This window comes from Leisingera sp. ABM4_060, assembly GCF_056158765.1.
The window spans coordinates 2,793,201-2,805,487 of sequence record NZ_JBSWTX010000001.1; the positions used below are offsets into that span (position 1 = coordinate 2,793,201).

A 12,287-nucleotide genomic window follows, 5' to 3' on the forward strand; every position below is an offset into this window, starting at 1 on the left:
CTGCAGTTCCCTTATTCAGCAAAGACCACGCGAACCGAGGGATCACCGGGCAGCCCCTGATAGGTGACGCTGACCCCGCCCCCGGTTTTCTGCGGCGGCACCAGCGGGCCGAAAGAGCCAAGGGAAACCAGATCGCCCGCCTTGAAAACAATGCCCTTGGAGCGCAGCCAAAGGACGGAATTCACCGGGTTGCCCAGCACCGCCCGGCCTGGTGCCTGCACCAGCACGCCCCCGGCCCGGTCCCGCATGGTGACCTCCATCTCCTCCAGCATGCGGGCCATTGCGGCAGGGTCACCGACCGGCACCGGGAGGCCAAGCACGCCGAGCCGGGCCCCCACCCCCATTGCGGTGATGGTCACCGGGGTGATGGGCTCACCCTGGGCCAGCGCCAGATCGGGGAGCTCGATGAAGGGGCGGATGGCGGCGGTATGGGCCAGGGCTTCCTCAGGCGTTTCTGCCGTGTTGATCCCGGCGTCCTTGACCACCAGCAGCAGATCCGCCTCCACCATCGGCACCGCACCCCAGGGCGTATCAACCGTGGCGCCGTCCTGGAGCATCATCTTTTCATAGAGCAGCCCCTGCACCGGTTCATCAGTTCCGAAACGCTCTTGCGCGGGTGTGCTGGTGAGGCCGGCCTTGTAGCCGGCGACCGGCCCCATGTGCGGCGTCAGCGCGGCCGCGAGCTTGGCCTGGGTGCAAAGCGCATCCGCCATGCTGCCGCCGGGCGAGAGCGCCCGGGCCGGTGTCTTGGCGGTGTAGCTGTCCGCAAAGGCGGCGATTTCGGCATCCGTGGCGCAGGCGGCCAGGGCGGCGGCAGGGGTGAGGGCGATGGCGCAGGCGGCAAGAAGGGGTCTCAGCATGGAACGGGCCTCGGGGCAAAGACAGGGATCAATCGATCCGCAGGTTAACCCGGTCCGAGCGGCCTGCGCTATCGACAATCACCAGCGAGGAGAAACCGGGGCCGGGGCTGGGCACAGGGAACTCGCGGCGGCGCTGGCCGGAGAGAACCGGAAGGCCGTCCGCCAGCACCAGGAAGGGTGCGGTGCCGCCGCGCAGTTTCAGGGTCAGGCTGCCGCCGTCCAGGGCCAGGCGGGCGCCGTCGGGCGGGAAGAGGAGCTCGGGCGCGTCTTCGGTCTCTGCAAAGGCAGCGCTGCGCGGGCGGAAGCGCTGCAACGGCGGCGGCAGGTCTGCGGAGCTGACGATCAGCGCCGCGGGCGGCGGCGGCGGCGCTGGGTCGAGTACGGGTTTCAGGCGGCCGAAAGCCTCGAACAGGACCGGGGCGGCCAGATCGCCGCCAAAGATGCCGGGCACCGGGGTGCCGTCGGCGCGGCCCATCCAGATGCCGATCACGTGGCGCCCGTCCCAGCCGATGGCCCAGGCATCGCGGTGGCCGTAGGAGGTGCCGGTCTTGTAGGCGATGGTTCCGGCCCGCGCGCCAGCGGGCACCGGCAGGCCGCGCAGGATATCTGCTACCTGCCAGGCGGCCTCGGGCGAGGTGAGGCGTCCCGCGGGCTGCGGCGCCTCGCCCTGCATCACGCGAAGGCCCGGCCCCTGCCCGCCTGCGGCGAGCCCGGCGTAAAGCTGCACCAGGTCCTGCAGGCTGATCCCGACCCCGCCCAGCGCCAGCGCCAGCCCGGGCGCGCCGCCCGGCAGCTGCGGCTCGGCACCGCCTGCGCGCATGGCTGCCATCAGCCGCGCCGGTCCCAGCTCTTGGGTCAGTTTCACGACGGGGATGTTGAGCGACAGCTGCAGCGCTTCGCGCAGCCGGATGTCGCCGCGGAATTCGCCGTCGAAATTCTGCGGCGCGTAGCCTGTGAAATTGACCGGGCCGTCGTGGATCAGCGTTTCCGGATGCGCCAGCCCCCGGTCGAAGGCCATGCCGTAGACCAGCGGTTTCAGGGTGGAGCCGGGCGAGCGCACCGCCTGGGTCATGTCGACAAAGCCGCGGCGGGCGGCGTCGGAATAGCCGGAGGAGCCCACCATCGCCAGCACCTCGCCGGTCCGGTGGTCGGCGGCGATGAGGGCAGCGGAGAGGCGCGGGCTGCTGCGTACGGCCTCTGCCAGAAGTGTCTCCATCCGTGCCTGCACCGCGCGGTCGAGGGTGAGGCGCAGCTGGCGCTTGCCGGGGTGCCGGGCTGCCATCCGGCCGGCCAGATGCGGCGCCAGGCGCGGGAAGGCGGCCATGCGGTGCGGCAGCGGGGTGCGGCGGGCGGCCTCTGCATCTTCGCCGCTCAGAACGCCCTGGCGCTGCATCCGTGCCAGCACCCGGTTGCGGGCGTCCTGCGCGGCCTCGGGGAAGCGGTCGGGGCGGCGGCGTTCGGGACTCTGCGGCAGGGCGACCAGCAGCGCAGCCTCGGCAGGCGTCAGGCGTTTCGGTTCCTTGCCGAACCAGCTGTAGGCGGCCGCGCGGATCCCCTCGGCCGCGCCGCCATAAGGGGCGTGGGTCAGGTAGAGGGTGAGGATCTCCTCCTTGCTGAGGCGGCGCTCCAGCGCCAGCGCCACCCGCATCTGGCGCAGCTTGCCGGACCAGCGGCCGGTGCTGCCGTCCTCCAGCAGGCGCGCGACCTGCATGGTGAGGGTGGAGCCGCCGGAGACGGTGCGGCCGTTCCACAGCGCCTGGCCCGCGGCGCGCAGTAGGGCGATGGGATCGACGCCGGCATGGGTGCGGAAGCGCTTGTCCTCATAGCGCAGCAGCATGGCCAGGAAGCGCGGATCGGTCTGCTCCGGCCGGACAGCAAGGCGCCAGAGGCCGTCGCCCACCGGGTAGGCGCGCAAGAGCTTGCCGTTGCGGTCGAGGACTTCGGTGGAGGTTTCCGCAAGGGTAAGGGGGAGGTCGGTGCGGTCGATCCAAGCGTCGAAGCCGCGCCAGGCGGCGAACGTGACCGCAGTCAGCACCGCCAGGGCCAGTGCGCTTCGTTTCCACTTCCTGCCTGGCCGATAAGCCGGGCAGCGCCCGTCCGCCCCCGTCACGCCGTAGGCGTGCTTGCAGCACGGCGGCGGGCGCTTCGCGTCCACCCGCGGACGGGCGATGCCCTTAGTTCTGTTGAACAGGGGTTTCACCTGACTTTCACACGCCCCGTGCCAGTCCTCGCGCGGTAGGCGGGGCGGTACATGTCCTCGACCGAGGCCGCCGGGTGGTGGAACACGCCGGGCGTCACCGCGCGGGCGATGTAGGCGAGTGTCACCGGCGCGGCCTCGCGCACGTCCACTGCGGCCAGGAAACGGTCGCTGCGGAATTCGGCGTGTTCGGCCGTTGCCGGGTTCAGCCAGTCCAGATCGCGCAGGTCGCCGGAGCGCAGGAGGCTGGGGTTGTCGATCTCAAACCCGGCGGGCAGCGGGTCGTTGATCATCAGCCGGGCGCCGGTCTTTTCATGCGGGCGGACCTGCAGCACGGTGACGAAGCGGGTGCCTGCCTGCACCGATTGGATGTCCAGCGGCTGGCCCTCCAGCGTGAAATAGCTGCGGTCGATGGTGTAGCCGAAGCCGCCTGCCTGCGGTGGTACCTCGGGCACGCCGAGCGTGGTCAGGGTGATCTCTGCCGTGCGCCCGCTGGCGGCGGTCAGGGCCAGTTCCGGGGCTTCCAGCCCGCCTGCGGCCTGCACAAAGGGCCCCTGAACCGGCTGGCCATTGACCAGCAGGCCCGAGTCTTCCGGGGTTTGCGCCAGGGCGTGGGCGGCCATCAGCGTCCAGGCCGCTTCCTGGGTGGAGCGGCGGCTGGAGGCCTGTACGATCCGGGCCGACAGGCTGCTGCGGTCCACGGCATTTGATCCGGCCTCGGCTGCCAGCGCCAGCACGCCTGCTGTATCGCGCAGGGCGGTGCCGAAATCGGCGCGCCACAGGGCGGCGTCCTCGCGGCCTCCCTTCAGCATCTGTGCAGCCCGGGCAAACATCCGGTCGGCGCGGCGCTGATCGCCGTATGCTGCAAGGGCCGCCCCCAATTGGGCGGCGGCGAGCGGGGTGTCAAAGGCCCCGCCCTTCACATCGGCATAATAGCGCAGGTCGCCCATCTGGGCGGCGCCTTCGCGGGCCAGCACCAGCAGCGCATAGGCGATCTCCTCGCCGCCCTTGTCGAAGTCGGGGGCATAGTTGATACGGTTGCGCAGGTTGTCCATCGCCTGGGCAAAGGCCTGCTGCGGCACCGCGTAGCCTTGCGCGCGGGCGCGGCTGAGGAAGTCGCTGGCATAGGCATCGAGCCAGAACTCGCCGCTGTCCGCGCGCCACATCCCGAAGGCACCGCTGGGCGCCTGGCGGGTCAGCACCTTGCGGATGGCGGCGTTGATCCGTTTGTCCACTGCCGGGCCATCACCCAGTCCCGCCGCACCGGCAACGCTGCTGAGGTAAAGCAGCGGCAGCGCCTTGGAGGTCACCTGCTCGGTGCAGCCGTAGGGGTATTGGTCGAGATCCGCGAGCAGCCCCGGCACGTCGAACTTGGCGAGCGGGCCGGAGGAAATGGTGGCGCGGGCGGTGCCGGGGCGCAGGCCGGTAAAGACCTCGCCGTTGAACAGGAAAGTATCGCCGGCCGCCAGGGTGAAGCGGCGGGTCTGTGATACTACCGGATCATTGGCGCGGACCGGCATCCGCAGGGTCTGCCGCAGCTCCTGCTCGCCGGGTGTGGTGAGGGTGAGGGTCAGCTCATGATCCCCCACGGTTTCCGCAGCGACCGGCAGTTCCAGCACCATCTTGCCCTGCTCAGCCAGGGTGATAGCAGCGGGCAGGCTGCCCAGTGAGAGACCGCCTGCAGTGCTGGCTGTCAGCGCCATCTCTCCCGCCGGGCCGTCAGCGTGGACGATTTCGATGCGGGCGCGGCTTTGATCGCCCGGCGCCAGGAAACGCGGCAGGGAGGCAGTGACCACCACCGGGTCGCGCACCAGCATGTCAGCCTCGGCCTGGCCCACGGCTTTGCCAGACCACGCGACCGCCATCAGCCGCACGGTGCCGTTGAAGGCAGGAAGGGTAATGGGGAACTCCGCCTCGCCATTGGCGTCCACCTGCAAGGGACCGGAGAACAGCGCCACCAGATCCTGGGTGGGCGGCGGCGATTGCATTTTGAGGCCGCTGTCCGCGTCGCCGCCGGAACGGATGCGGCCGAGAGCGCCGTTGCCGGGGTCAATCAGGCGGCCGTAGACGTCGCGCAGCTCCATCCCCAGGCGGCGCTGGCCGTAATAATGCGCGCTGGGGTCGGGGCTGGTGAAGCCGGTGAGGTTGAGGATGCCAAGGTCGACGGCGGCAACGGTGAGCCAGACTTCCTCGCCCTCAGCCGCACCATCCACATGGATTTTGGTCATTTGCGTGCCGCGCGGGCGGGCCACTTCGGGCACGTCTATCGCGACCTCAAGCTGCTGGCCGGGCTGGGTGACGGCGGCATGGGCGAGGCCCAGGGCGCGCAGCGGGGTGCGGCCCTCTTTGCCTGCCACAGGCTGGATCACCGTGGCAGCCACATAGGCGCCGCTGCCCCAGTCCTGGGTGACGTCCAGCGGGATCACGGTTTCGCCGGCCGGAACCTCCACCGCCATCCGGTGGATCAGCCGGTCGGAGACCACCGAGACCAGTGCCGTGCCTGCGGCCTGCGGCACGATGCGCAGGCGGGCGGTATCGCCGGGGGTGTAGTCTTCGCGGTCCAGCGACAGCTCCAGCCGGGCGGGCGTGTCCTGGCTGCCCGCGGGTGCGTACCAGCCGGCGTAGAAATCATAGGCTGCAGAGGCATAGCTGCCGTCGAGGCGTTCCACCACCAGCTCATAGCGGCCCCAATCGACCGGCTGCGACAGCGGCAGCGGATCACTGCCCAGCTGCGCCTCGCCGGTGGCGATGCGGGTGCGGCGGGTGATGGGCTCCCAGTTCCAGTTGCCGTAAAGCTGATACCACTGGTAGCGGGTCTCAACCCGGTTCAGGGTCCATTTCACCCGCATCGGCATCGGAGTCAGGTCCGGCGCCAGGGCGATGAGGTTGAAACCGGCCTCGGCGCCTTCGGCGGCGACCTCTTCAAACAGCGGCTTGATGCCGATGACGGGACCGGCGGGTTTCACCGGCAGTTCCAGTGAGCGCTCCACGGGGCGCGCGGCGCCATCGGCCACCCGGGTGGTCAGCGTGGCCAGCAGCGGTTTGCCCTCGGCCGGGAGGGTGTCCGGCAGGCCCGCCGGGAAAGCCGCATGGCCGTCCGGACCGGTGACCTGTCCGCCGAAATGGGCGGTTTGGGCCGAGGAAGGTTCGTCATAGCGGCCGAAACGGAAGCCGGGCCATTGGTCCAGCGTGCTGGCGGCGGTGAGGCGGATACCGCCCTCCACCTTCAGCCCGGCACCGGGGGCGCCGAACAGGTAATCGGCCTGCAGATCCAGCTGCGCGGCGCTGCCGGGCTGGAGGCTGTCTGCATTGGCCACCGTCTGGGTGAAATCGATGCGCTCGGGCAGGAAATCCTCAACCAGGATCTGGCGGGAGGCCAATGCGGGGGCCTTGAGGTCGCTCTTGATCTCGATCCGCCAGGTGCCGCGCGGCGCGGCGGGGCCGGTGGCAAGGGCAAAGACATGGCCGCCCTGATGGCCTGCGGCGGAGGTCTGGCGGGTGTATTCCACCCCGTCGGGGCGCAAAAGGACCGCGGTCAGCGGCAGGCCGCCGAGGGCTTGCGCCTTGCTGTCGCGGGCCAGCGCCGTCACGTGCACCGTCTCGCCCGCACGGAAGGCGCCGCGGGTGGTGGCCAGGAACACATCCACCGGACCCGGCGCGGGCCGCCCGGCAACGCCGCGGTCGGAAAGGTCGAAGGCGGCATCACTCAGCGGCAGGAAGGTGAAATCCGCCTCCCCGGCCTGTGCGGTGATCAGCGCGGGCGCACCGCCGCCGGAGCCGCGGATCAGCCCGGGGGCAAAGCGGACATAGCCGCTGGCATCACTGGTTTCCGTGGCCAGCACTTCGTTGGCGGAGGAGATCAGGCGGACCTTGGCGCCGGCATGGGGCCTGGCATCGGCCAGCCCCTGCACCTGCACATGCAGCCCGTCGCTGCCGGACATGGTGCTGAGGCCGAGGCCGGTCATCACAAACCACTGCGTCGCCCCGGCATCGTCGTAGGGATCGGCGCCCGGCACCCGGGCAGTCAGCGCGTAAAGCCCCGGCTTCTGCCCGGTTAGAGCCTGATCCAGCGGCAAGCGGCTGGTCATGGTCTGGTTGATGGCGGTGTCCACTCCGGCGCTGCCCTGCCAGATCTCCTCGGCAATATCCGAGGCAAAGTGTTCGTCTTCCCAATGAGAGAGCGGCTTGGCGAAATACCCCTCCTGCAGGGTGCGCAGCACGTTGCGGCTGCTGACCCGGCGCAGGCGCAGGTCCAGCTCCGTCAGGTTCACGGTTTCCACCGGCAGCGCCGCCTCACCGCCGGCGGGCAGCACATAGGCGCGGCCCGGGAAGCGGACCTTGGGTGCGCGGTCGCGCACGTAGTGGGTCAGCTCCACATCTTTGAACAGCTGCTCGCCGCTGGCGGCGGGCAATCCGCGGCGCAGGGTCAGGCGGTAGCGCTGGCCGTGCTCCACCCCGTCGAAACACAGCTGCCGCCCGGAGGCGCTGACGGCCAGGCCGCCCTGCGGCAGGCGGACATAGTTTTCGTAATCCGTGCCCGCCTGCTCCAGGTCCTCGGAGAACTCGGCGCAGATCCGCGGCGCGGCGCTGTCGCTTTCCACCGTGGAGCCGGTGACCCGGAAACCGTATTTGGCGAGGGCGTCATCCAGCCGGCCATCCGGGACCGCCCCCGGCGCAAGATCCTCGGCCAGGCGCAGCAGCGGGATCATGCTGCGCCCCTGCCCGCGGGCCTCCTGCGCATCGGCGGCAGCTGCCAGCGCCGCGGCCTGATCCGCGGGCGCATCTGCCCGCAGGTAGCCGTTGAGAGCCGCAAGATAGGCGTCCTGCCGGAACCGGCGCTGCTGGCGGCTGCTGCCGCGTTCCTTGGCGGCGCGCAGAAGATAGTCCGAGAAGCGGGTCCAGTCGCGCGCCGAATCCGTCAGCACCACCGCCTGCCCCATCCAGCGCAGGGCGGCGAGCGGATCGCCAGCGCGAATCAAGGAGCGCGCTGCCGAGAAGGCCTCAGCCGCGTCCTTGGCTGTCAGCGGATACGCGAGCCCCAGCGACCGGGCCAGCTTTGCCGCCCGCTGCACATCCTGCGCGCTGACGCTTTCAAGCCGGGCCGCACGGTGCTGGGCCGCTGCGGCCAGGGTGGCGGGTGCCATCTGCTTCACCGCGGACAGCGCGCCCTCGTAAGGGCTGGGCTGCTGCAGCACCGATTTCGGGAAACATGCGTTGGAACGCTGGTTGAAAACAAAACCAGCGCAATCGGCCTGCGCCGAGCAGGCCCGCGCACAGGCAGCCTGATCGGTATCGAACAGCGGCTGCAGGTCGGAGCCGAAGAAATCCGTGTTGGCAAAAGACTGATAGCGGAAGTCCGGCACTGCCGGCCCGGCGCGGGCAACGGTCAGGGAAATCAGAACTCCAAGGCAGAAAAAGGAAAAATAGGCAAAAAGACGCGGCATGGCACCCTCCAATACTGGGTGCAGGCTGGCACGGGCTTAACGTCATAGCAAGATTCACCCGCGTAACACGATAGGAGCAGCCCAGCTGCCGCCTGCGTGCGGAAATTGCCGCGCGCTGTACGTGTTAGAGTATTGCCGGAGTACGCAGGGATGAGCCTTGCAGAAAAATTAGCGGAAGAAAGGCGGGCCCGGCTGGCCGCCGAACGGCTGCTTGAGCTCAAGCAGGCCGAGCTTTCTGCCGCCAACCGCAAGCTGGGCCGCCACGCGCTGGCGCTGACCAAGCAGATCGGCCAGACCCAGGCCGAAGTGGCCACCGTGCGGGACGAAAACGAGAAGGTGAAGTCTGATCTTCACACCGTGAAATCCGACCTTCACACCGCCAACGAAAAGATCGAAACCGCTGAGCGGCGGCTGTGGCATTCGATCCAGGCGTTCCAGGACGGGTTTGCGTTCTTTGATTCCGGCGGCAACCTGATCGGCGCCAACACCGCTTACCTGAATATTTTCGACGGGCTGGAAGAGGTCACGCCCGGCATCTCCTATATGCGCATCCTGCAGCTGCTGACGGATGAAGGCCTGATCAATACCGGCGACATGAGCCCGCAGGACTGGCAAACGATGATGACCGAGCGCTGGCACCTGCCGGCGCCGGAGCCTGTCGACATCCAGCTGTGGGATGAGCGTTACCTGCGGCTGATGGACCAGCGCGGCCATGGCGGCGACGTGGTGTCGCTGGCGCTCGATATCACCTCGACCGTGCGCTACGAGAAGGAGCTGCGTGATTCCCGCGCCCGTGCCGAGGCCGCCAACCGCGCCAAATCCGCCTTCCTTGCCAATATGAGCCACGAAATCCGCACCCCGATGAACGGGGTGGTGGGCATGGCCGAGCTGCTTAACGACACCGAGCTGGACGACGAGCAGAAGCTTTATGCCAGCACCATCAAGAACTCGGGCGAGGCGCTGCTGGTCATCATCAACGACGTGCTCGACTATTCCAAGATCGAGGCCGACAAGCTGGAGCTGCACCCGGAGCCCTTTGACCTGGAGCGCAGCCTGCATGAGGTGGTGATGCTGCTGCAGCCCACCGCGCGCGACAAGGGGCTGGCGCTCCTGGTGGACTACGACCTGTTCCTGCCGACCAAGTTCACCGGCGACCCGGGCCGGATCCGGCAGGTGCTGACCAATCTGGCCGGCAATGCGGTGAAATTCACCAAGGAGGGTCACGTGACCCTGCGGGTGACCGGCATCTCCTCGCCGGACGACAAGCAATGCGCGGTGCATGTCAACATCGAGGACACCGGCATCGGCATCCCCGAGGAGAAGATCGAGCATATTTTCGGCGAGTTCAATCAGGTCGAGGACGAGCGCAACCGCAAGTTCGAGGGCACCGGTCTGGGGCTGGCGATCTCCAAGCGGCTGATCGAGATGATGGGCGGCGAGATCTGGGTCGACAGCGAAGAGGGCAAGGGCTCCTGTTTCGGCTTCCGCCTGCCGCTGCCGATGGAGTGCGGCCCGGAGCAGCCGGCCCAGAAGCTGCCCAGTTCGCTGCGCCATGTGCTGCTGGTGGATGACGTGCCGCTCAACTGCGAGATCCTGCAGAAGCATCTGCAGATGCTGGGCATTCAGGTGACCGCGGCCGAAACCGCACCCGCCGCGCTGGCGGCGATGCAGCCGGGGATCGATCTGGTCATCAGCGGCCACAGCCTGCCGGCGCTGGATGGCGTGCAGCTGGCCAAGGATCTCAAATCCGGACCCTGGAGCGAGGTGCCGGTGCTGCTGCTGAACTCCAGCCCGCAGGCCGCCAATGATCCCGAGATCCGCCAGCTTGTGAACGGGGTGCTGCAGAATCCGGCACCGCGGGACGATCTGTTCCGCCAGCTGGCCAAGCTGAGTGCCGGCGGGACCGGGGCAGACGCCGCGGCGGCGGAGCGGCCGGGCCCGCAGGATGCGCCTCCGGCGGCTGAGACAGGGACGGCGGCAGCTGGGGCGGCAATGGCCGCGGCGGAAGAAGTGCCGCAGCCTCCGGCCGTTCCGCCGCAGCCGGACATCCGCCGGATGCGGGTGCTGGCGGCCGAAGACAACAAGACCAACCAGCTGGTGTTCCGCAAGATGGTAAAGGAGCTGAACATCGACCTGCAGTTCGCCAACAACGGGCTTGAGGCGGTTGAGGGGTTCAAGTCCTTTGCTCCGGACCTGATCTTCATGGACATTTCGATGCCGATGATGGACGGCAAGGAGGCCACCGCCGAAATCCGCAGGATCGAAGCCGGCACCGGCACCCATGTTCCCATTGTCGCGCTGACCGCCCATGCGATGACCGGCGATTCGGAAGGCATACTGGCTGCCGGGCTGGACCATTACCTCACCAAGCCTTTGCGCAAGGCGCTGATCCACGAAAAGATCCGCAGCTTTGCGCCAGAGGACGCTCAGCCTCTGGACACAGGCGGGTCCGCTGCCGCCGCGCGGAGCTGATCTGACGGAGCTTTCAGACGGCCAGGCTTGGCAAAGGCCACTGCCTGCGCTCCATCGTTGCAAAGTCTGCTGCGCCAGCTGCCTGTCCGCGTCCGGAGCACCCGGTATAAAGCACCAGCCGCCGAGAGAGGCCGCAAAGATGCAGCTGCAAAGCCCGGGTGCCAAGGTGCGGGACCCGCTCCCAGGTGCCGCCTGCACCTTTTCTTCAGACCTGGAAAGCCTGCCTGCCGGAATGGCGTTCTGCCGGGATGGCTCTGCAAGCCCAGGCCATTTGAAAGACCTTCTCCGGCGGAAACTCATACTTTCAGATGTGCTGCCAATGACGGGTTGAACAGCCAGGCTGCCGCGGAACCCTCCGCCCGCCGCTGCCCGCGGCAAACAAGCACTCCCGCGCCCGCAGGCGCACCGGCTGCGCCGGCACGCCTTTCATGCGGCCTTGGGCCCGGCAGCGCGCAAAGCGCGCTGCCGGGCCCAACCGGGACGGTGCATTCCTTGAATGCGGCTGAGCGGGCGGGAGCTTCCGCCGCCGTCTCAGGCGCTGCGCAGGAAGACGGGCTTGTCCGGTTCGGACAGCGCTGGCTGATAGGCATAGCCGCCGGCATCGAAATCCTTCAGCGCCTCTGCATCGTCCAGGCGGTGCTGGATGATGTAGCGCGCCATCGCGCCGCGGGCGCGTTTGGCATAGAAGCTGACCACCTTCGGGGTGCCGTTCTTGTCTTCCATGAAAACCGGGGTGATCACCTTCGGCTTCAGGGCCGCCAAGTCCACCGCACCGAAATACTCCTGGCTGGCGCAATTCACCAGGACACTGCTGCCCGTGGCCTGCGCCTGCGCGTTCAGAGCTTCGGAAATCCGGCTGCCCCAGAACTGATACAGGTTCTTGCCGCGCCCATTCTTCAGCCGCGAGCCCATCTCCAGCCGATAGGGCTGCATCGCATCCAGCGGCCGCAGCACACCGTAGAGGCCGGAGAGAATACGGAAATGATCCTGCGCCCAGGCCATTTCTTCCGCATCCAGCGAGGCGGCTTCCAGGCCCTGATAGGTATCGCCGGCAAAGGCCAGCGCTGCCGGGCGGGTGGCTGCGGTGGCCGGATCGGCGGAGAAGTCCTGGAACCGGCCGTGGTTCAGCTTGGCCAGATCCTCGCTGATATGCATCAGCTTCATCAGATCCGCCACGGATTGCCCACGGGCCACCTCAGCCAGCGCCACAGCCTCGTCATGCAGCTGCGGCCAGGTCATCTCCTGATCCCGCTCTGCCCAGTCCAGCTTCTTGGCCGGAGAGGTCACTACCAGCATTTCCTGCCCCCTCAGATT

5 protein-coding genes are annotated in these 12,287 nt (G+C 68.3%); 1 reads left to right on the forward strand and 4 read right to left on the reverse strand.

Annotated features, from left to right (window positions below; all coding sequences use genetic code 11):
- Positions 1-11: 11 nt before the first annotated feature.
- From ACXAEH_RS13380 to ACXAEH_RS13390, 3 genes are all read right to left on the reverse strand, one after another.
- Complete coding sequence (locus ACXAEH_RS13380; RefSeq protein ID WP_475033422.1) at positions 12-860, reverse strand: 2-keto-4-pentenoate hydratase; 849 nt, start codon at positions 858-860, stop codon at positions 12-14.
- A gap of 28 nt (positions 861-888) precedes the next feature.
- A complete protein-coding gene (gene pbpC, locus ACXAEH_RS13385; protein WP_475033424.1) occupies positions 889-2,895 on the reverse strand; it encodes a penicillin-binding protein 1C in 2,007 nt (668 codons plus the stop codon).
- A 161-nt stretch (positions 2,896-3,056) separates the two neighbouring features.
- Positions 3,057-8,501 carry an alpha-2-macroglobulin family protein gene (locus tag ACXAEH_RS13390; protein ID WP_475033426.1) on the reverse strand — a complete coding sequence of 1,815 codons (5,445 nt, stop codon included), beginning with the start codon at positions 8,499-8,501 and terminating at the stop codon, positions 3,057-3,059.
- 150 nt (positions 8,502-8,651) lie between these two features.
- On the opposite strand from ACXAEH_RS13390, the gene ACXAEH_RS13395 reads away from it, so the two are divergent.
- Positions 8,652-10,973, forward strand: a complete 2,322-nt coding sequence (locus tag ACXAEH_RS13395) for a response regulator (protein WP_475033428.1) — start codon at positions 8,652-8,654, stop codon at positions 10,971-10,973.
- Between the two features lie 531 nt (positions 10,974-11,504).
- Here ACXAEH_RS13395 and yaaA read toward each other — a convergent pair.
- Positions 11,505-12,269, reverse strand: coding sequence for a peroxide stress protein YaaA (gene yaaA, locus ACXAEH_RS13400; protein WP_475033429.1), 765 nt, complete (start codon positions 12,267-12,269; stop codon positions 11,505-11,507).
- Positions 12,270-12,287: the final 18 nt, after the last annotated feature.

Bases quoted from the DNA above. Each gene is read 5' to 3' on its own strand.
- ACXAEH_RS13390 (WP_475033426.1), bottom strand. From the start codon at position 8,501: ATGCCGCGTCTTTTTGCCTATTTTTCCTTTTTCTGCCTTGGAGTTCTG.
- yaaA (WP_475033429.1), bottom strand. From the start codon at position 12,269: ATGCTGGTAGTGACCTCTCCGGCCAAGAAGCTGGACTGGGCAGAGCGG.
- ACXAEH_RS13380 (WP_475033422.1), bottom strand. From the start codon at position 860: ATGCTGAGACCCCTTCTTGCCGCCTGCGCCATCGCCCTCACCCCTGCC.
- ACXAEH_RS13395 (WP_475033428.1), top strand. From the start codon at position 8,652: ATGAGCCTTGCAGAAAAATTAGCGGAAGAAAGGCGGGCCCGGCTGGCC.